The organism is Candidatus Protochlamydia naegleriophila, from assembly GCF_001499655.1.
Taxonomy (GTDB): Bacteria; Chlamydiota; Chlamydiia; order Chlamydiales; family Parachlamydiaceae; genus Protochlamydia; species Protochlamydia naegleriophila.
In genome coordinates this window covers 2,567,699-2,588,163 of sequence record NZ_LN879502.1, presented here as the reverse complement: position 1 = coordinate 2,588,163, position 20,465 = coordinate 2,567,699, and the positions used below count along the sequence as shown (strand labels likewise).

Here is a 20,465-nt window from a genome sequence, read left to right as displayed (position 1 = left end):
TCGATCTCTGATTCTTGCATTAGCTTGCTATTTAAAGCGCGGCTCCCAGCTTGGATAGCGCTTTTCTCCTTGTCCGGATGTAATTTTGGTAGCGCTGCTTTGATTGAGATTGATGAGATAGAGTTGGCTATCGTGGGAGTCGGAGGAGTTGAAGACAAGATGGCGGCTGTTGGGAGCCCAGGATGGGTTTTCCTTGTTGCCAGGACCTTGAGTCAGCTGCCTTTCTTGATTCGTTGTGAAGTCGTAAATCCAGATCTGCCTTGTGCCGTCGGTGCGCGAACAATAGGCTATTTTGGTTCCATCTGGCGACCAGACAGGCGCCGAGCTTTCCCGGTTTCTTTTGGTGATGAGCGTTGCCTTCACATTTTTCAAGCTTGTGCCAGGCTCTGGAATAGTGATGACGTAGACTTTTGGAGCTCCATCCTTGTCTGATACGAAGGCGATTTTTTTGCCGTCTGGACTGAAGGTAGGCGAGCTTTGGGTGGCTTGCTTGGCTGAAAAAATTTGTTGGGGCTTGCCAATGGCTCCATTTTCTGGGCTAAAGGGCTGGAGAAAGAGATCAGGATTGCCGGTGGCATCGCTGATGAAAGCGACTTTGTCTCTTTGCTGGGATAGGGCCGGCATGAGCTGATTTCCTCTGAGAGAGAGCAGGCGGCGTCCTGTTCCATCCTTTAAATTGGCGACATAGATTTTAGGCTGGCCAAGCTGGTAGGAGACATACAAAAAGCCTCCAGTCAAATAGCCCGATTTGGGCGGAAGGTAGGCAGGCGTCACGCAAAACGATTTTTCTTGTGTAACTTGACGGGCATTGCCTCCATCGTAATCTGCTTCCCAAACGTCTGAGGTGAGTTTTTGACTGCTATTGACGAGGGGAGTTTTAACGGTATAGAGGATGCGCGTCGACGCAATGCCTTCTTTTCCAAAGAGGGCCTTGTGGATAATATCAGCCACGCGATGAATAGCCTTGCGGTCTTCGCTTAAATCTCCTGTCAATGAAATGGGATCGGAACTCTTCAAGTTCTGCGTATTTACGCTTAGCATGAAGACTTGTAAAGACTTGCCGGTCAGTTGGGCTTTGACTACGTAAAAAATGTTTTGCGACTGCCATGCTTGAGCAGGGCCTAGATTATTCGGCTCACCGCCTGTAGCCAAGTGATCATTGACTGGGTTGCGTTTGACTAAAAAGGTGGATCCATTGTGATTTAAGTCAAAGGCTAGAATGGATTCTAATTGGCGAAGATATGGCTCTACAAAATCGGTTTGCGTAGAGCTTAAAGGGGCTAGATAGAGAGGAACCAGGGGGCTTTCGGTAGCCAAGCGAACGATAATGGCATCTCCTTCATCCTCTTCTGCACAAAGAGGAGCTGAGAGGGAAAGCAGGCATGCAATGGCACTTAGCCATAAAAAAAAGTAGCGTAATGGATTCATAAAGACTCTTAAATAAATTGTTTGAATACTCAGACACCCTCTAATCAATCGGTTAGTAATCATTGTTTAAGGTGACTAAAAACGTATATTGCGATGCTCCTTCAAATTGATTGCCAAAGCTTGGGAAGAAGAGGGTGGGCAATGTCTTTTCGATATACTGCTTGTTTTTTTGGCTTTCGCTTGCAACGATGGTAACCTGAGAGACCTTGCCTGAGCGATCGAGGGTCAACTTGACTTTGACCGATCCATGATCGGGCAAGCGCAGATTGAGCTTCAAGCGCTGAGCGACCTCATCGCGATAGCTGATTTCCCGAGCATTCAGCTGAGCGGGAGTCGATCCAGTTGGTAAAGCATCGATTTGAAGGCTTTCAATTTGCCGGGGAATGGAGGAGCTTTCTAAGGCAAGAGAGGGAACGGCGCTCATCTTGTTGCGTGTTTCGCCTGCCTTGGTCAGGTTTTCTTTGGCTTTGGCAAGTAATTCTTGTTGTTTCTTACGAGCAACCTCTTGAGCTGCCGCAATCTCTTGCTGCCGGAGCCTTTCGGCTTCTTTATGTGCAGCCGCCTCTTTCGCAAGAGCCGCTTCTTTGGCGGCCGCGGCCTCTTTTTGCCGCTTTTTTTCGGCTTCGGCTAGGCTATTTTTATTGGCTTCTTCCTTGGCTGGTTTTTTGACAATCGGTTCCGCCTGTTTTTTGGCAGCGGGCGCTGGAGTCGTTTTTTTAGCCGGGGCTACTTTCTTAGGTTCTGGCGTTGCTGTCTTGGGCGCTGGTTTTGCCGCTTTTTTCTCTGGCTTAGCCTCTATTTTTTTTTCGGCCGGCTTGACTGCTTTGGTCTCGCGTTTGGGAACTTCGGCTGGTTCTGGAGCAGAAGCGGGAGCTATCAAAGGCTCAGCCACGGGTTTTGTGAGTACTGGTGGCAAGGGAGGAGCGATGTCTTCTTTAAGAATAGGCTTGGCAGGAGCGGGAGGCAGAGGCTCGGCTTTTGCGATGAGTTCTTCTTTGGGAGGAGCGGGGGGAAGGGGTAGAGTACTGGGGGGAGTGGTCGATCGTGGGATCTGCGCCACTTCCTGCACCTTTGGATTCAAGGTGATGGTTGTGACAACGACCCGCTTGGTCTCTTTTTTAGGAGCTGCAGCTGACCAAAAAGCTCCAAAGAGAAGAAGCAAAACGTGGCTAGCCACGACGGCAAAGCTTATGATCCACCAAGCCGCTTGCTGGGATTGGCGGTTTTCGAAGGAAATGAAGGATGAAGAATAGCCTTGCATAGGACGATTGGACTACTTAAGCGGGTTTTAAAATAATATCCATCTTTGAAAATCCGGCCTCTTCGGCAGCGTTTTTTACAGATTGATAGGTGCCAAAATGGGCTTTCTTGTCGTGGAAGATTTGAGGGGTGACAGTAGGATAGTGTGTTTTGGCTTCTTTAAGCTGCTCGACCAATTGATACAGGGTCGTTGGTTGGAGATTAAACCAAATAGTGTTATCGGCGTGCACGTGAACCGTAATGGGGCTGCTCTCTTGAACCGATTGAGTCGATTGCAGGGGAAGGTGGGGAGCGTCGGCTAATTCGACTCGGTCCTGTTCCAGCAAGGGGGCGATGACAATAAACATGATCAATATGACAAAGACAACGTCAATCAAAGGGGTTAAATTAACAGTTGGCTCTTCATGAGCCGATGAATGAGGAAAGGATAGGCGGCTTCTTGTCATCGTACATCCGTCTCTTGTAGAAATGAAAATTTATGATAGTCTTGTGTGCAATCAAAAGAAGCTTTGCCAAAAGGAGCCGATTCACTCACTTTGATCAAAAGAGGAGCTTTTGCACAAAAAGCATATTTTTTGCCATTTTGCGACTACCATACTAAAGGGCGATTTTGCACTCCACCTAAAGGAATGATTTGCACGCTAGATTCCAGCTCCTTTTTGGAGCGTCTGCCGCTAAGCCTCTACTTTGCGGTATTGGAGTTCGACGGCGGCTAAGATGTCATTTGAAAAGCCTTCCATCTCCATGGTAAAGTCGCGAATCTCGTTCTTTAAATAATTGTAGCCAATTAAAGCCGGAATAGCGTCGATCAGCCCAAGAACGGTCGTTGCCAGGGCAAGCGACAGCCCACTCAAAACCATTTGATGGGTTCCCCCTCCTGAATGCTGCGTCTGCATTTCAGCAAAGGTCGTTAAAATTCCCCACACAGTGCCCAATAATCCCAAAAAAGGAGCCAGACTGACCGTCGTTGAAAGAATATATAGATTTTTTTCCAGATGCTTGACTTGCGCAGACATCTGCGTCGATAAGTGCGAAGCCACAAAGTCAATGTCGCTCAAAGAAAGGCTCGTATTGGAACTGTTTGCCGACTCCGAGGTTTGAGCAAAGTGGCGATTCTTAGCCAAAAGATCGAGAGACTGCCTTTTTAAGACGCGATAGAGGTCTAAAAAGGGATTGATGCTCTTTTTCTGGCTGATCGTCTCGCAGTCAAGGCTTAAAGGATTGGCTTTTTGCATGAGGAAAGTTTCATGAAATCTGAAAGCATATTTCTTAGCTTGATGGGTCAACCACAACTTATGAAGCAATACAATCCAACTGCAAATTGAAAGTGCATAAAGCCCAATAAATATTAATTTGCCTAATAAATCAGATTCTGAATAAGCTTCAAAGAAAGGATTACTAGCTAATATATTATGATTTACATACATTTACAGTTCCTTTATAGTTTGATTTAAATTGCTTGATTGTAATTTTAAATTTTATTATTATAGTTATCCTATTACTTAACATTGAATAACTGATTGAGATCCTATTTGTCAAGAGATAGAGTATATAGGGAGAAATAAAAAAACTTAGTTGATGACTTTTGCCAGTGAGTGAAACTTCATCTATATGCGGAGTACCCGAAAAATTGGTTTTTGAGGCAATATAAGGTTTCGGTCATTCAAGCGATCATGAGTTCAATAAGGGCTTTGGTCTTGAGTCCGTAGGCTTTGGCACAGTAGAAACCAAGTTTTCGGGTACTTCGTGTATAAAAGGCTTAAGTAAATTAAGCCGTCTAAAGTCAGGAGATATTAATGAATTATTATATTCGTTTCTTTTTACTGTTAATTGGGCTTGCGTTACCTTTGCAGTCCTTTGCGGGATTTGGTGGCCCTGCGCATGTACAGGTCAAATTAGTTCAGGAGGAAGAGACGATTCAGCCCGGCCGCCCCTTTTGGGTTGCCATCCATTTGAATATTGAAGATGACTGGCATGTGTATTGGAAGAATCCAGGAGACGCCGGGATGCCTCTTAAAATAGAATGGAAGCTTCCGCCCGGGTTTGAAGCGGGACCTCTCCAATGGCCTTTTCCGGAAAAATTTACGGTTGCTGACATGGTTGGATTTGGCTATAAGGGCGAAGTTGTCCTTTTGAGCATGCTGAGTCCGCCAGCCGATCTTCCCTCGAATCAGCCTATTCAATTAGATGCGCAAGTCAAGTGGCTTGTTTGCTCTGCCCTAACTTGTCAGCCAGGATCGGCTCCGGTTTCGATCAAAGTTACGTCCCAAGACGGGATGCCTCAAACGAGTCAAGAGGCTGTTGCTCTATTTAGCAATGCACGAGCTAAGATGCCTACTTCGCATGCAGAGTTTAAAACGGTTCGCAAAGAGGGCATCGTTCAAATTGAAGTTCCCAATGCCGACCAAGAGCCGCAATCTAATAATATTGTCGGAGTCTATTTCTTCCCTGAGCAAAAAGATGTCATCGACCATTCGGTTGATCCAACTGTTGCCAACCATAAAACAGACAATCGCTATTTCGTGAATTTAAAAGGCAGCGATGAGATAGGGGCGAAGAGTCAGATTTTAAAAGGGGTCTTAGTTGTCCATACCCAGCAGGGTGCCGAAGAAAATGTACAAGCTTTTGACATCGATACTCCAATTGAGGAAGCCAATGACGATCTTTTGAGCGTTTTAGATCATTCTAGTCTTAGTTCAAATTCGATTGGCATCAAGAGTGCTACAGCCTCTCAGACACACGCTACTTTTGAAGGCGGACTTGCCCTTGCCCTCGTCTTCGCTTTTGTTGGGGGAATGATTTTGAATCTGATGCCTTGCGTACTGCCCGTGATGTCTTTTAAAGTCATGAGCTTTATTAAAATGGCGGGCCAGAGCCGTTCTTTAACGATCAAGCACGGCTTAATGTTTTCTCTTGGTGTGATCCTCTCTTTTTGGGCTTTGGCTTCTGCCATGCTGATGTTGCGTGCCTATGGACAAGCCGTGGGTTGGGGATTCCAGTTGCAAGAGCCTCTCTTCGTCATCATCTTGGCATCAGTCTTATTTATCTTTGCCTTGAGCCTGTTTGGGATGTTTGAGTGGGGAATGTTCTTTGCTTCGTGGGCAGGCCAGACTCAAGCTGAAAAAGCAACGCAGTCGGCTGGATTTACGGGATCATTCTTAAGCGGTGTTTTGGCAACAGCTGTGGCAACGCCTTGTACGGGTCCATTTTTAGGGTCGGCAGTTGGCTTTGCTGTGACCTTGCCCGTCTTCCAATCGCTCTTGATTTTTACGGTGTTGGGATTGGGAATGTGTTTTCCTTATTTATTGCTGGCGGCCTTTCCTTCATTCTTGCGATTCATGCCAAAGCCTGGGGCTTGGATGGAAACATTCAAAGAGCTAATGGGCTTTATATTAATCGCAACAGTGCTATGGCTTCTGTGGGTCTTTAGTGCCCAAACCAATACATTGTCGCTTATCTGCGTATTGGCAGGATTCTTGTGCTTCTCAATTGGAGCCTGGGTGTATGGCAAAGGAAGCACACCACTTGTGAGCCGTAGGAAAAGGCTTCTAGCCTATGCGTTTGTTGCTTTATTTATGTTTGCTGGTATTCAAGCCATCATTTTCCCGCGCGCATCTTGGTATCAAGATAGTTCGCTTGCAAAGGGACAAAAGGGAGAGTGGCAAGGATGGGAGACGTTTTCTCCTGAACGAGTCGCAGAATTGCGCAAGCAAGGACGTCCAGTCTTGATCGACTTCACAGCAAAGTGGTGTCTGATTTGCCAAGCCAATCACATGGTTTTAGATTCAGAAGATGTTGAGAAAAGATTGGCCGATGAAGGCGTTGTTAAAATGGTTGCAGACTGGACAAAGAACGATCCTGTCATTACAGAAGAGTTGAGTAAGTTTGGACGCAATAGCGTGCCGCTCTACGTCCTTTATGGAAAAGATGAAAAGCAAGCTCCAATCATCTTACCACAAGTCCTGACGACCGACGTTGTGACGCAACACATCGATTCTGCTATGAATAGTGAAGAGGTCGCATTAACCCCCTGATTGCACTCTATCTTTAGGCAAGTGCTACAGGCTAGCAAAAGATAGATTTTCCTATCGGCCATGTCGAACATGGCTGATAGGGAAAAATTGATAGCTGTCTTCGCTAGCCTGATAAAAGGATCCTGAAAAGCGGATCGAGCTTTTTGCTAAAAACTGTTTTATTTATTTTGGCGCAGCTAGTAGAGTTATATTCCCCTATAAGTTAGTCGCACGCAGCTTCATTTAAAACCTTGCTAACCTCCTGCCTCGCCAAACTCTCAAGTTTTGCTTATGACGGACATAGCATCCCTGGCTTTAAGATCAGGCTTTGAGCGAGAGGGGGCAACACGGATTAAAGTAATGAGTCAAATGCCTTTTTTTATCGATTCTCATGCTCACTTGACGAGTACTGCTGTTTTTGACCAGGTAGATGCTCTCATCGAAAGGGCGGAGCAGGCACATGTTCGTGCCATCGTCAATATCTGTACCGATCTTGTGACCTTGGAGAGGGGATTAGAGCTTTCGCGCCGCTATCCTTGGATTTATCAAGCGGCTGCTACGACCCCGCATGATGTGGAAGCAGAGGGAGAATTGGTATTCGAAAGCATCGCCACTTGCGCACGCCAAGGACTGCTAAAAGCAGTTGGAGAAACAGGACTCGATTATTATTATGAGCATTCTGCAAGGTCCGTCCAACAAGCCTTCTTGCGACGCTACTTGCACCTGGCTTTGGAGTGCAGGCTTCCTGTAGTCATTCATTGCCGAGAAGCCTTTGCCGATTTTTTTGAGATTCTCGATGCGGACTATCAAGTCAATGGACGCCATGCACCCGGCGTGCTGCACTGCTTTACCGGCACCATGCATGAGGCGGAAGAGGTTTTAAAAAGAGGATGGATGCTCTCCTTAAGCGGCATCGTGACCTTCAAAAAAAGCATCGAACTGCAACAAGTGGCAAGAGAAGTCCCTTTGTCGCAGCTCTTGATCGAAACTGATACTCCCTATCTCGCCCCCCAAAAACACCGGGGTAAAACTAATGAACCTGCCTTTGTCGCCGAAACGGCCGCCTTTATTGCCTCCATCAAAGGCATTCCCATCGAAGAGGTTGCACAAGCAACCGCTCAAAATGCATGCGAACTATTTAATCTGCCACATTAGTTTCTTGGATCTTTTTATAAGTTCTTTAATTTCATTTAATCTAAAGAAGAACTTTATTCATTATAATTAACTTTTAATTTATTCGAATTAAAGGTTTATTTCATGTTTTCTTTTTCTTCACATGCGTCTTTAGAAGTCGATCAAGTTAGAGAAACTTTGCACAATTTATATCAGTTGCGTCACGTTGCGAGTACAGGTGATGAAGTGTATGTGACGGATCATGCGATTGCGACTTCTGCGGAGGGAACGACAAGGCAAAAAGTGTACAATTATATGTCTACTTGGTGTGGTTGGAGCCGCGATTTGGACCATTTACCTATTTTGACAAAGAAGATAGTGGCTTTTATCAAGTCGGACAGCAGCTTTCAGATTAGTGAAAAAGAAGTAGTAGAGGCCATTCAAGGCCTGGGAACACTTCTCAGTGTAAAAGGGCAAAATAGTCAGTTGTGCAGCCAGATTGAGCAAGGGCTTAACGATTTGAACTCTGCTTTAGTGATGATTGAATCAAGGCAAGAAAAGTTTGAAACATCCGTTCAAGCAGAAAAGAAGGTAGGGGCCTGGCTGTCTTATGCATGGAGCCACTATGTTCCCAATCTTTCCTTACCGGGTCTTGCTAGCATGGCGGCTAATCAGTTGAGCCATTCTCTGTCCAATTGGGGGTATTTCGCAAAATCTTCTTCTCATCCCTTATACGGCAAGGCGGAGCAACGTCTGCATGCGTTTATTCATCCTCATTCGGAGGAGAATTCTCCTGCTTTAATGCAAAAAATTAGGGAGTTTATGGTCGACCCTTCGCTGACGAAAAAAGTCGAGATTGCCATGCCTAAAACTGAAGGACGATTGAACGTGCCTGAGCAGTTTTTTGTCGATTGTACTCGTTTTAGAAAAATATTTTTAAATAATCAGCTGATATACGATTTAATAGATCAGCCTGTTAAAGGCAATGAGATTGCATGGGCTATGGTGCAGGGGATGGGGCAGAAGGTTTTTGAGCGTTTGGGCTCTGTTGTCCATCAATCACTTGTAGCTGACCAAGTTGTCGCTTGGATGCTTAATTATTGGCCTCAAGAATGGTATGAGAGTGAATCACCTTTTAGTAAGGCGCATTTTATGCAAGCAGAGAGCTTTTGTTTCACAATCGACGTTCAGGATCAACTAATTAAAGTGGATGCCAAAGTACCTTTGGTTTTGAATGTTGCAGTGGATGGCATTGATGGAAATGATGAAGTTCAGGCTGTTGGGTATGTCATGATTCATAGACAGCTCACTTTTTTGAAAAAAGATCTCGAAGAAGATATGGAAGCCCTATCTTTGGAAGAGCGTCTTCCAAGTCTAACTGTTAAACATGCCATTTCTGGTTTTTGCTCGAGTTTGGATGAAGCGCGCAGTCATTTTTCTTGATTGGCAGCCTCTCATTCCCGATTATTTTTGCCTTTCGGCTTGAGCAAAGCTCTATACACCTTTCTTTGAGCGTTTGTAAACGATTTACCCATGCTACTGCACCCTACTTCCCCCAAATTTTCTTTGCTGATTAGACAATTGCTCCTCTTCGAATGGAGACAATCAAGTCTGTTGTGTTCAATCGCATGCTCACAAAAGATTCGGGTAAATGCTTTTAGGTTTTCCTTTTCAAAATAAAATCTGATAGTTATACACAGACTACTTGATGATAATTGTGCGAGCAAAGAGAAGACAATGAGTGATACCTATCAGGCTCCTCCCATTCCAAAGGCCTTTATTTGGCGCCGGGCTCATTCCTTAACAGGAATTTGGCTGGTCTTGTTTCTGATCGAGCATCTATTGACAAATTCGCAAGCCGCTCTTTTGATAGGACAGGATGGAAGCGGTTTTGTCAGAGCAGTCAATTGGATACAAGAACTGCCTTATTTGCATGTGATTGAAGTGACGCTGCTTGGCATTCCCTTTCTTATTCATGGAATATGGGGTGTCAAGTACCTATTCCAAGCACAATACAATGTTTTCCCAAGCGATGGATCGGCTCCTTCCCTTCCACAATATCCGCGCAATCAAGCCTATACATGGCAGAGAATCACCTCGTGGATCTTGCTATTTGGCATTCTCGCTCACGTCATTCACATGCGCTTTATTGAATATCCACAGTCTGCGCAGCTGAATAATCAGCAAGTTTTCTTGGCAGCACTTAAAAAAGATAATGGCTTGTATACGCTTTCCAGGCGTCTTGGGTTTGAAATATATGATGCAGAACAATTGCAGAGCATGAAGCTGGAAACTTTATTGCATTTAGGGCCAGTAAAAGCATATGAAGACACACCAAAGCAGCTTATTGAGGCTCAAAAAAATAGAGAAGGGCTTGCTTGGGTGAAGGCTTTGGATCAATGGGAACTAGGTGAAAATCATCTGCTTGCCGTTTCGAAATCGTTTGGCATGGCTGAATTATTGATCGTGCGCGATGCATTTAAAAGCCCAATGATGATTTTTCTCTATACAGGGCTTGTCATTGCCACTTGTTTTCATGCCTTTAATGGCCTTTGGACGTTCATGATAGCGTGGGGGATCACTCTTACGGCTGCTTCGCAAAATTTGATGAGAAAGATTGCGGTTTTTTTGATGGTCGTCATTGCTTTTCTCGGCCTTGCATCGATTTGGGGAACATACTGGCTAAATTTGACATACTGATAGGGATAAAAGATGGCGTGCAAAGATAAAGAAGTCATTGTTGTTGGTGGCGGATTAGCGGGCTTGTCGGCAGCCATGAAGCTGGCAGAAAACGGGTGCCGCGTCAAAATTGTGTCTGTCACCAAGGTAAAGCGCTCTCACTCAGTTTGTGCGCAAGGCGGCATCAATGCGGCGATGAATTTAAAAGGAGAGGATGACTCTCCGTTGATTCATGCCTATGACACCATTAAAGGGGGGGACTTTCTGGCCAATCAACCTCCCGTCCTGGAGATGTGTTTGGCGGCTCCAGCCATCATCCAGATGATGGCTCGCTTTGGATGCCCTTTCAATCGCACACCCGAAGGAAATTTGGATTTCAGGCGCTTTGGGGGGACGCTTTACAACCGCACAGCTTTTTGTGGGGCATCAACCGGCCAGCAGCTTCTTTATGCGCTCGATGAACAGGTACGAAAGTACGAGGTCATGGGACGGGTCAAAAAATTCGAGGCGCATGAATTTATGCGTCTGGTCATGGATGAGCAAGGCCTTGCGAGGGGCATTGTGATCATGGACCTCTTCAATATGAAGCTTGAGGTACTTAAAGCTGACGCGGTTGTCATTGCTACCGGCGGCATCGGCATGATTTTTAAAAAGTCTACTAACTCAACTTTTTGTACGGGAGCGGCTAATGGCAGGCTGTTTAAGCAAGGGATGTTGTATGCCAACGGAGAATTCATTCAAATTCACCCAACTGCCATTCCAGGACATGACAAGCTTCGGCTGATGTCGGAGTCTGCTCGTGGTGAGGGAGGACGCATTTGGGTTTACGGGGATTCTACTAAGCGTATTCAGATGCCAGACGGCAAAGAAGTTCCCTGTGGAAAGACAGGCGAGCCTTGGTATTTCCTGGAAGAGCTGTATCCGGCCTTCGGCAATCTTGTGCCTCGCGATATTGGCGCAAGAGAAGTGTTGCGCATTTGCGAGATGGGGCTTGGCATTAATGGCGAGATGCAAGTGTACTTGGATGTTTCTCATCTATCAGATGAGAAAAAAGAGAAATTAAAGGCCATTTTAGAAATTTACCAAAAATTTACCGGTGATGATCCCAAAAAAGTTCCCATGCGCATTTTCCCGGCCATGCACTACACGATGGGAGGGGCGTGGGTCGATTGGCCGGCAGCCGATGATCCAGACCGCTTTGAGCGCTATCGGCAAATGACCAATTTGCGAGGCTGCTTCAATATCGGTGAATCAGACTATCAATATCACGGCGCTAATCGTTTGGGAGCCAACGCTCTTTTAGCCTGTATTTTTAGTGGCCTGGTGGCAGGGCAGGAAGTGCCTAGATACTTGGACAATTTGAAGTCTAGTTATCATGATACGCCTGTAGCCGTATTTGAAGAGGCCTTAAAGGCAGAGCATGACATCAAGCAAGATATCCTTTCGCGCAATGGACCAGAAAATATCCACCAGCTGCACGATGAGTTGTCAGAATGGATGTTAGCGAACGTCACTGTTAAACGCGATAATCAAGGGCTGCAGAAGACGATGGACAAGTTGAAGGAACTAAGAGAGCGCTATAAGCACATTTCTTTGGATGATAAGAGTCAATTTGCCAATCAGACCTATGCTTTTGCCAATCAATTTGGCCCCATGCTGGAATTGGCCATGGTCATAACGAAGGGAGCGCTGCTTAGAGACGAATTTCGGGGGGCTCATTATAAGCCTGAATTTCCTGAGCGCGACGATGAAAATTGGCTGAAGACAACTCTTGCTAGTTACAGCCTGGCATTGGACGAGCCTACCATCACTTATGAACCTGTTGATTTGCGCCACCTAAAGCCTATCTTACGCGATTATACGCATGCCAAAAAAGTGAAGCCTAAATTAGAAAATATTCCAACCAACATTGTCTTGCCTATTTAACAGTCAAAGGGGATATGATGGCTCAAACTTATATTTTAAAGATTTACCGCGGGCAGCCAGGCCATCAATACTGGGAAGAGTTTGAGTTAGAGCTCATTCCTTATGCTAACGTCATTTCGTCTTTGATGAACATTCAGCGCAATCCCATCAATATTAAAGGGGAAAAAGTCACTCCGGTCGTATGGGAGTCGGGGTGTTTGGAAGAGGTTTGCGGATCTTGCTCCATGCTTGTCAATGCTTATCCGAGGCAGGCTTGTACAGCCCTAATTGAGCCCATTATCAAAGAAACGGGAAAACGCACCATTACGCTTGCTCCGCTGACTAAATTTCCTCTCGTGCGAGATCTGATTGTCGATCGCAGCATCATGTTTGATAACTTAAAAAAAATTCACGGGTGGATCGACGTCGATGGCACGCATCAGCAGGGCTCTGGGCCTAAAATTAGCCCCGAAAAGCAAAAAGTGATGTATTCTCTTTCTACGTGCATGACATGCGGCTGCTGCTCTGAAGCTTGCCCTCAAATCAACGACCATTCGCCCTTCATCGGTCCGGCAGCCGTTTCCCAGGCTCGCTTGTTTAATGCCAACCCGATTGGAAAAACGCAAAAAGACCTACGTTTGCACCCTTTAATGGAAGAAGGAGGAATCGGAAATTGTGGTAATAATCAAAATTGCGTTAGGGTCTGCCCCAAAAATATTCCTCTCACGGACTCCATTGCAGCCATTAGTCGCGATGTCACTCTGCAAGCCATCGAAGACCTTTTCAGTTTTCCTGACAGGCAAGATTAGGCTGCTTCGTCTGAAGGCACAATCTTAAGTGTGCCTGAGAAGCAGGCCAAGATTTTGACTGTACTGCCGTTTTCGCCTGAAATTCATTTTAAAGGCGAGTTGTTCAGGGACAAAGGGTTAACGTACCTGCATTTGAATTAAAGCAGGCGGAGCTGGAATAGCCCCGCCTTTTTTCTCTACCAATCTTCTAGATCAGAATCGAAGTCTGAATCTGAATCCTGGTTGTCAACATTGAAAAAGCCTAAGTTGCTCATGCTCTTTTTCAAATTAGTGATAAGAGTGGATTTTTCTTCCACTTTCTCTTCTACTACCACGGCCTTTAACTGGTTCTTATTGAATTTGGTTATGGAATCCAATAGGCTTCCCCGGTCCTGCTCAATGGGTTTTTGAAACAGATTTACTGGATCGCTTACTTGAAACGAATGCCCAGCATTCAAGGAATGCGTGGTTATGTCATTAAAAGACTTTGTGGTAATAGGAGTCATAGGCGTTGAAGGGCTTTCTGGTTCTTCACCGATTATTTGTGAGCGTCTTAAAATCAAGCTGTTTGTCAGAAAGTCACCTAAATGATGATTTTCCTGTTTGGGAGGGCGACTGGCAGATGTTGTATTGGGCTGCGAAAGCAGTTTAAAAGGCGGCGGTTCTGGTATAAACCCGTTTGTGGATTTGACTACAAAGTCTGTTTTATGCGCAGCTTCCAATTGCTCCATTTTAGCCTCGCTTTCTCGTGAAGAAGAAGTCATGACTTCTAGATCCTTTGATGCCTGGCTTTGAACCTTGTTGCTTCCTTTTTCTAAGGAGAGATCTTTCATAGCAGGATTTTGAATGGTTAGAAGTTGTAGATTCTCAATGCTTTCTACAAGATCCTGGCTTCCTTGATTGTCCACTATAGGATTTAACTCAACAGCTTTCTTATAGCTGCGCGGAGGTAGAGGCGGCGGAGTGCGATGAGTCAATCGATCTTTTAGGGAAGGGCGCTGAAGAATATCAACGGTCGTTAACGGGGATAAGTGAACTGTCTGCTCGATGGCTTTTTCTTCTCGATTCATGGCTTCTGTTTGCGGCAAAGATTGCAGGTTTGAGTGATCGACAGCCTTCTCTGCGAACCGATTTTTCACTGCAGAATTTAACTCTGCCTTCATATAATTGCGTGGAGGCAGAGGTGGCGGAGTGCGAATCAGTCGCTCTTCCCGATTAACTGCCTGCTCTATAGTTTTTTTCCCCCGGTTAACTGTTTTCTCTTGAACTGAAGCCTGAGTCTCGGAGTCGATAGATTTGGTCGAAATGGGGCTAACAGGAATCCGAGAAGTTGGCGAGTCGATGCCTACATTGGAAACCGCAGGAGATGAAGAAGAGCCGAACGGCCACAAATAATTGATGGATTGCTGAAAGATGTGAATGGGAATGGTTAAGAGGTTGACGATTTGATGAGAAAGGGAAGGATTGTTCTTTTGATTAGACAGGCCGGCCGCCGTCTGCGACTCATTGAGCCACTGAACAGTATGCTGGGAGACCAACTGAATCTGGGACAGCAACTCATTTTTTTCCTGCTCAGCAAATTCTACGAATGACACGTACTGAATATGACGCATGCTCTCATCTAGTACGTCTAACGGGCATTCTTGCTTGTAAAGCTCGTCAATAGATAGCAGCTCAACTTTAGCCTTAATGTCTAATAATTGATTCAAGTCCTCTTGAACTTGTAAGAAATGCCGCTGCAGAAGCTGTGTCTTTTCAATCGTATTTTGATCAGCCTGCATCGCTTTATCAAAGGCATTCTTGCCATTTTCTATGGTTGAATAGAATTGATAAAAAAAGCTTTCAAAATTATTAATCATAATCAGCTCCTTAATAATTGATTAGGTTAATTTGCTTTTATATTTAAATGTTAATGTTTTTTAGTTAAGTGGTTATTAAATGTTTATTCGTTTTGATTTAATTAATAAAAATAAATCCTAATAAAAGAAGTAGGTATATGGTAATTTGTAGAGATGAATTTAGAGAAAAATGATGAGTAAAAAAAAACGAAATGAATAGTGAAAAAAATTGAATGAGACTTTGTAAAAAGTCTAAATAAAAGGATTTAGTAATTTGCTGCGCTGAGTTATACTTGCCCTTCCATTAATCTTTTTTTGCAGGCCCTATTAATGTCATCCCAGACTCTTTTCTATTTCAAGCGTTTGTCTTTCTTATTAGCGGCTAAAATTTTTTTAGTGTTGGGAGTGATTTTGTGGGGAGGGGTTGGCCTGGGTCCCGATGAGGCTCAGTATTGGACATGGAGTCAGAAACTCGATTGGGGCTATTATAGCAAGCCTCCCGGAATTGCCTGGCAGATTTGGCTTGGCACGCAGCTTGTTGGTCAAACAGAGCTAGGAGTGCGCCTCTTTGCCTTATTGTGGGCGACTGGGCAAGCCTATTTAGTCTTTGCACTTGCCCTTCAGGCTGGTCTGCAATCTAGATCTGCTTTTTGGAGCGCCGTTTTGATGGCTTTATCACCGATTGGATTGATCGGTGCTTTACTTGCCATTACGGATGGGGGTTGTCTATTTTTCTGGACGTTAGCCTCTTTGGTCGTGGTTCAAGCCTTAAGGCGTGAAGAGGCTCCTTCACCTCTTTTAGTGGGGCTTTGTTTGCTGGGCGGAGCATTATTCAAGTGGCCGGTTTATTTATTTTGGCTTTTCTTTTTGCTTGCCCGCTGGCGTTGGTTTCCTCAGCAGCCTCTCACACGCGTTTTTGCAGGTGCTGCTATTTCTTTATGCGGGCTTTTGCCAAGCGTGTGGTGGAATATGACTCATGAGTGGGCCACTTTTCGCCATGTCTCATCTACTCTACAAGGCGGGCATGGGTCGCCTGGGGGGAATTTTTTTGAATTTGTTGGATCGCAAGCTTTGCTGCTCTCACCGGTCTTATTTGTTTTAATGCTCGTGAGTTGGTTTGGCTGCATGCGCAGGCCGCGCTTTTTACAGCCTGCCCTGTTTTTTTGCGGAGGTGTCTCTCTGATTTGCCTAGCTGGAGCTTCAGGATTGTCTCTTTTTCAGAAGGTGCAAGGCAATTGGATCAGTTTTGCTTATCCTACGGGGCTTGTTTGGCTGGCGTGGTATGCAAGTGAATGGCGTCCCAATTTATCGAAATGGCTGACAGTTGGTGTTTATGTTTCGGTTGTTTTGACAAGCTGTTTATTGACTCTTCCTTGGCTCTATACCGCCGATCAGTGGCGCCCTCGCCAACTCTCTCACCGGATGAATCCATTTAAACACAACATGGGGTGGGATCGATTAGACGAAGCACTTCAGCGTGCCGATTACAATCCGGAAACGGATTTTTTAATCAGTGATAAGTATCAAACGACGAGCATCTTGAGCTTTTATGGTCCCATGCAGAAGCGCGCTTACTTTCTCAATTTGCAAGGGGCGCGCCATAATCAATTTTCTTATTGGCCTAGCATGGTCGATGAACAGCAAGGCAAGACCGGCTATTTTGTCTGGACCGAGAATCAGCCCCATCTCGAGCGGGAGTGGAGGGGTAAGTTGGATTTTTATCAAAATGAACTGGAACGCTATTTTGAAAAGGTAGAATTCTTAGGCTTAACACCTCTTCTTTATGATCAGCAAAGAGCTGTAAAAGGGGCATTCATTTTTAAATGTTCTATTTGCAAAAAGGGCGCTCTGCCAACTACCACTCTTTATTAAAGATGACACAAATCTGCTGTTGACTTAGTGTGCAACGCCGAACTGCCGCGTCCAAGAGTCATGAGCTTATCCTTCGAATTGATGATAGATCTTGACGATCGCCTTCCAGATGCCATTGATTTTAATGAGGGTTAGGAATTCGTTGTAATCGGCGCCAATTGCAAGTACGTCGAGCCTCGTCTAATGTGAGGCACGGCGCCGTTTTTCTGGACAAAACCGTAAAGATTCTTGACCGATGCTTTAATCTGCTTTTCAAGCCTAGATTTTTCTTCTTTAGATATAGATTTAAGTAATATTGTGCTATGTGAGGGCATGGCTTAGCTCCAAGCTTGCATGCTCACACAATCGGCGTATTTTGCAGCGGATTTTTCATTTTTAACAAACTCCAGAGCCTTATTCCGTGCTCGCCCTAAATAGACTTGCTAAGTTCCATACGTTTGTTTGACGCATGGATACGTAGGAATGTATCTGTTTCAAGAGCGATTCTTTCTATTACCCACATCTTTTCTTGAGTTGTACAAAGCTATTCCCTGCTAAATAGCCTTCTAAAAAGCACAAAATTTTATATAGTTTCGCCTATCTTACTGAAGAAAAAATCATAAAAACCAAGGACCTTCAAATCCGTCATGTTATCTTCTTCAAATAGAAGGCGATCCAGAATTCAGGCTATTCTCTAAGTCCGCTAGAAAAAATGGAATAAAAGCCGAGTTTAATCCAGCTAGAGTTTAAATCCAGCTGGATGGATTTATCAAAAAAAGAGGGGATGGGATTATTGCCTAGAAAAAGCTTCCTTGCCTAAAATGGAATTGTAGATTTGAAAATAGGATCTATAAATAGCCATAAACCAGACGCGCAAGCGCTTTTTTGAGAGGGTTACCTTTTTCAATCACGTTTTAAACTAAAAAGTTTAAATGGTTTAAAAAATGAAGAATGGGGTATTATTAAAGTTAGAGATCTATTTTTCACTGCTAATTGGGATATTCGGATATAAAGCCAATCAACGATATTTATTTTTTTAAGGGACCAGGACGCTGACGGGATAGCTTGAATTGCTTGTCAATTTAAAGCGAAGACGTTGGGAAACGGACCCACGTTTACAAAACGTGTTGATAGTGCTAATTCGAGTCCCTCTTAGCGGTGTTTTCTTTTCCATCCTTGTTTGTATTTATTGTCAGGATGCTCATCCTTAGACCCGACTTAAAATTTAGACTACGTCATCGTTTTTTCTTTATTCTCTTTTCGTGGAAAGATTCTTAGTCTTTACAATTTATCTTTTTTTTTCTACTATAGTTCCATGTTTGCAAAGTTAAGCAAATAACCTGAATAAGTACTGGAGAGGATATGTCTTCTGTTAAAAAGAAGCGCAAGTATAAGATTGCGAAGCATAAGCGCAAGAAGCGTAGCCGACGTGATCGGCACAAGGGAAGATAGATCTCGTTGATCTAGAGGGTGTATTAGAAGCTAAATCATAGAATTTAATTTCTGATATGCCCTCTAGACGGCTAGATCGATTCCCTTCACTTGCGGTCTAAAATCATTTTAGACCGCAAGATCACCTTCTATCGCAGAACGCACTCATTCCCTAAAGAGCTAATTTCCTTCAATATTTCCAGCTTTCCGACTTCTTCTTCTTAGCTTTGCCCTAATTATTTAATTTGTTACGAGAGTTTCTAATCAATATGTGGAAATTTCCTGTTCGTTATGATGTCATTGTAATTGGCGGCGGTCATGCCGGATGTGAAGCAGCGTTGGCGTCTGCCCGCATGGGTTTGCGTACACTGTTGTTGACAATGAATTTAGATACGATTGCCAAAATGAGTTGCAATCCGGCTGTCGGTGGAATCGCCAAGGGGCATATCGTAAGGGAGATTGACGCCCTTGGAGGGGAAATGGGGAAGGTGATCGATGTCACTGGAATCCAATACCGCATGTTGAATGCAACCAAGGGACCTGCCGTTTGGGCTCCCCGCGCACAGGCCGATAAGCTGGCTTATCAAACCGAGATGAAGCACCGGATGGAGCAGACGCCAAATCTTGAGATTAAGCAAGGGACAATCGAAGATTTAGTCATTGAGAATGATCGGGTATGTGGTGTCATTACGAAAGAAGGGATTACCTATGACTGCCAGGCCATCGTTCTTTCATCTGGAACGTTTTTACGCGGCCTCCTACACATTGGAGAGACAAATTATTCTGGCGGCAGGGCTGGAGATCAGCCATCGGTTGGCATGTCGGCTAGCTTAGAAAAATACGGGTTGAAACTTGGGCGTCTAAAAACGGGAACGCCTCCGCGAGTTAACAAGCGCTCAATTGATTACAGCCATACCGAAGAGCAGCCAGGCGAGCCAGGTGTCAAATTTTCTTATGACGATGAAGGATTGCCACGCCTTCCTCAAGTCTCTTGCCACATTACCTATACAACTGAAGAGACTAAACAGATCATTCTGGCTAACATCCACCGCTCTCCCATGTATTCTGGCCAGATCAAAGGCGTAGGCCCGCGCTATTGCCCCTCGATCGAAGATAAAGTGGTCCGCTTTTCAGATAAAGAGCGGCACCAAATTTTCTTGGAACCAGAAGGATTACAGACTCAGGAAGTCTATGTCAATGGCGTATCCTCTTCATTACCCTTCGATGTCCAATTAGCTTTCATCCGCAGCATCCCGGCCTTAAAGCATGCCGAAATCATGCGACCAGCTTATGCGATCGAATACGATTATGTTGTAAGCGGGCAGATTGACTTTTCTCTGGAATGCAAAAACGTTGAAGGGCTCTTTTTAGCCGGTCAAATCAATGGAACCTCGGGCTACGAAGAAGCCGCTGGACAGGGCCTCATTGCAGGAATCAACGCGGCTAACAAGGTCCTTGGAAGAAGCCCTCTCATTTTAAAGCGTTCGGAAGCCTATATTGGTGTCATGATCGATGACCTCGTCACTAAAGGATTGGATGAGCCTTACCGGATGTTTACAAGCCGGGCTGAGCACCGTTTATTGCTCCGCCAGGATAACGCCGATTTGCGTTTGCGCCACTATGGATACGAAGCTGGATTGATCGATCAAACACGCTACAATCGCGTGCGCGATAAACAGCGCATCATGGAAGAAGAGAGCCAAAGACTTGGAAAAATCTTTAGGCAAATGAACGGAAAGGGATATACACTGGCTCAGCTTCTGTGTCGTCCAGAAAACTCTTATGCTTCTCTTTTACAGGACTATCCAGATGCCATCCAGGATTTTGGCGAGGACATCAATTTTCAAATTGAGCTTAACTTGAAATATGCCGGCTACATCAATCGCCAAACAACCGAAGTAGCCAAGCTGGCACATGTTGAAAATATTCAGATTCCTGAAGGATTTGATTATCAATCAGTGTCCGGATTGCGCAATGAAGCGAGGCAAAAGCTTAGCAAAGTATGCCCCCAAAATCTAGGACAGGCATTGCGCATTTCGGGTGTTTCGCCAGCCGATATTTCAATTTTGATGATCTCTCTTATGCGCCATCGCCCAGCCGAAAAAGGAGGCATGACTTCTTCTTCTGGTTGCTGTGAATTGGAATAAGAAGCGGCTAAG

The 20,465-nt window shown here is 44.9% G+C and carries 14 protein-coding genes and 1 pseudogene; 9 read left to right on the top strand and 6 right to left on the bottom strand.

The features are described from left to right. Positions 1-27: 27 nt before the first annotated feature. The 4 genes from tolB to PNK_RS10975 form a co-directional block, all read right to left on the bottom strand. Positions 28-1,428, bottom strand: coding sequence for a Tol-Pal system protein TolB (gene tolB, locus PNK_RS10990; RefSeq protein WP_079992911.1), 1,401 nt, complete (start codon positions 1,426-1,428; stop codon positions 28-30). Positions 1,429-1,480: 52 nt separating this feature from the next. Further along, complete coding sequence (locus PNK_RS10985; protein ID WP_059062026.1) at positions 1,481-2,689, bottom strand: hypothetical protein; 1,209 nt, start codon at positions 2,687-2,689, stop codon at positions 1,481-1,483. Positions 2,690-2,705: 16 nt separating this feature from the next. Beyond that, on the bottom strand, positions 2,706-3,134 hold the full coding sequence (locus PNK_RS10980; protein WP_032124508.1) for an ExbD/TolR family protein: 429 nt from the start codon (positions 3,132-3,134) through the stop codon (positions 2,706-2,708). 228 nt (positions 3,135-3,362) lie between these two features. Beyond that, positions 3,363-4,115, bottom strand: coding sequence for a MotA/TolQ/ExbB proton channel family protein (locus PNK_RS10975; protein WP_032124507.1), 753 nt, complete (start codon positions 4,113-4,115; stop codon positions 3,363-3,365). Between the two features lie 369 nt (positions 4,116-4,484). On the opposite strand from PNK_RS10975, the gene PNK_RS10970 reads away from it, so the two are divergent. The 6 genes from PNK_RS10970 to sdhB all read left to right on the top strand — a co-directional run bounded on the left by PNK_RS10970 (position 4,485) and on the right by sdhB (position 13,207). Then, positions 4,485-6,722, top strand: a complete 2,238-nt coding sequence (locus PNK_RS10970) for a protein-disulfide reductase DsbD family protein (protein WP_059062023.1) — start codon at positions 4,485-4,487, stop codon at positions 6,720-6,722. Positions 6,723-7,061: 339 nt separating this feature from the next. Next, entirely contained in the window at positions 7,062-7,856 is a 795-nt protein-coding gene (locus PNK_RS10965; protein WP_079992960.1) for a TatD family hydrolase, read from the top strand. A gap of 102 nt (positions 7,857-7,958) precedes the next feature. Continuing rightward, positions 7,959-9,257: a hypothetical protein gene (locus tag PNK_RS10960; RefSeq protein ID WP_059062022.1), complete on the top strand. Its 1,299-nt coding sequence runs from the start codon at positions 7,959-7,961 to the stop codon at positions 9,255-9,257. 294 nt (positions 9,258-9,551) lie between these two features. After that, on the top strand, positions 9,552-10,514 hold the full coding sequence (locus PNK_RS10955; protein ID WP_059062020.1) for a succinate dehydrogenase cytochrome b558 subunit: 963 nt from the start codon (positions 9,552-9,554) through the stop codon (positions 10,512-10,514). Positions 10,515-10,526: 12 nt separating this feature from the next. Then, complete coding sequence (gene sdhA / locus PNK_RS10950) at positions 10,527-12,419, top strand: succinate dehydrogenase flavoprotein subunit (RefSeq protein ID WP_059062019.1); 1,893 nt, start codon at positions 10,527-10,529, stop codon at positions 12,417-12,419. Between the two features lie 17 nt (positions 12,420-12,436). Then, the gene (gene sdhB, locus PNK_RS10945; protein WP_032124502.1) at positions 12,437-13,207 is read left to right on the top strand and encodes a succinate dehydrogenase iron-sulfur subunit; all 771 of its coding nucleotides are present in this window, start codon (positions 12,437-12,439) and stop codon (positions 13,205-13,207) included. Between the two features lie 176 nt (positions 13,208-13,383). Here the strand turns inward: sdhB and PNK_RS10940 are convergent, their stop codons facing one another. Further along, positions 13,384-15,045, bottom strand: coding sequence for a hypothetical protein (locus PNK_RS10940; protein ID WP_059062017.1), 1,662 nt, complete (start codon positions 15,043-15,045; stop codon positions 13,384-13,386). A gap of 309 nt (positions 15,046-15,354) precedes the next feature. Here PNK_RS10940 and PNK_RS10935 point away from each other — a divergent pair, with 309 nt between their 5' ends. After that, positions 15,355-16,896: an ArnT family glycosyltransferase gene (locus PNK_RS10935; protein ID WP_051981765.1), complete on the top strand. Its 1,542-nt coding sequence runs from the start codon at positions 15,355-15,357 to the stop codon at positions 16,894-16,896. A gap of 66 nt (positions 16,897-16,962) precedes the next feature. Here PNK_RS10935 and PNK_RS14095 read toward each other — a convergent pair. After that, positions 16,963-17,129 (bottom strand): annotated as a pseudogene (locus PNK_RS14095) (nuclear transport factor 2 family protein); the annotation flags it as partial. Between the two features lie 1,108 nt (positions 17,130-18,237). Between PNK_RS14095 and PNK_RS14050 the strand changes: the two are divergent. Together PNK_RS14050 and mnmG are read left to right on the top strand one after the other, a co-directional pair. Beyond that, on the top strand, positions 18,238-18,327 hold the full coding sequence (locus PNK_RS14050) for an AURKAIP1/COX24 domain-containing protein (protein ID WP_075882539.1): 90 nt from the start codon (positions 18,238-18,240) through the stop codon (positions 18,325-18,327). Between the two features lie 248 nt (positions 18,328-18,575). After that, on the top strand, positions 18,576-20,453 hold the full coding sequence (gene mnmG / locus PNK_RS10930) for a tRNA uridine-5-carboxymethylaminomethyl(34) synthesis enzyme MnmG (protein ID WP_051981764.1): 1,878 nt from the start codon (positions 18,576-18,578) through the stop codon (positions 20,451-20,453). Positions 20,454-20,465 lie beyond the last annotated feature (12 nt).

Bases quoted from the DNA above. Each gene is read 5' to 3' on its own strand.
- PNK_RS14050 (WP_075882539.1), top strand. From the start codon at position 18,238: ATGTCTTCTGTTAAAAAGAAGCGCAAGTATAAGATTGCGAAGCATAAG.
- sdhA (WP_059062019.1), top strand. From the start codon at position 10,527: ATGGCGTGCAAAGATAAAGAAGTCATTGTTGTTGGTGGCGGATTAGCG.
- mnmG (WP_051981764.1), top strand. From the start codon at position 18,576: ATGTGGAAATTTCCTGTTCGTTATGATGTCATTGTAATTGGCGGCGGT.
- PNK_RS10935 (WP_051981765.1), top strand. From the start codon at position 15,355: ATGTCATCCCAGACTCTTTTCTATTTCAAGCGTTTGTCTTTCTTATTA.
- PNK_RS10970 (WP_059062023.1), top strand. From the start codon at position 4,485: ATGAATTATTATATTCGTTTCTTTTTACTGTTAATTGGGCTTGCGTTA.
- PNK_RS10980 (WP_032124508.1), bottom strand. From the start codon at position 3,134: ATGACAAGAAGCCGCCTATCCTTTCCTCATTCATCGGCTCATGAAGAG.
- PNK_RS10960 (WP_059062022.1), top strand. From the start codon at position 7,959: ATGTTTTCTTTTTCTTCACATGCGTCTTTAGAAGTCGATCAAGTTAGA.
- PNK_RS10955 (WP_059062020.1), top strand. From the start codon at position 9,552: ATGAGTGATACCTATCAGGCTCCTCCCATTCCAAAGGCCTTTATTTGG.
- PNK_RS10975 (WP_032124507.1), bottom strand. From the start codon at position 4,115: ATGTATGTAAATCATAATATATTAGCTAGTAATCCTTTCTTTGAAGCT.
- PNK_RS10940 (WP_059062017.1), bottom strand. From the start codon at position 15,045: ATGATTAATAATTTTGAAAGCTTTTTTTATCAATTCTATTCAACCATA.
- PNK_RS10965 (WP_079992960.1), top strand. From the start codon at position 7,062: ATGAGTCAAATGCCTTTTTTTATCGATTCTCATGCTCACTTGACGAGT.
- tolB (WP_079992911.1), bottom strand. From the start codon at position 1,428: ATGAATCCATTACGCTACTTTTTTTTATGGCTAAGTGCCATTGCATGC.
- sdhB (WP_032124502.1), top strand. From the start codon at position 12,437: ATGGCTCAAACTTATATTTTAAAGATTTACCGCGGGCAGCCAGGCCAT.
- PNK_RS10985 (WP_059062026.1), bottom strand. From the start codon at position 2,689: ATGCAAGGCTATTCTTCATCCTTCATTTCCTTCGAAAACCGCCAATCC.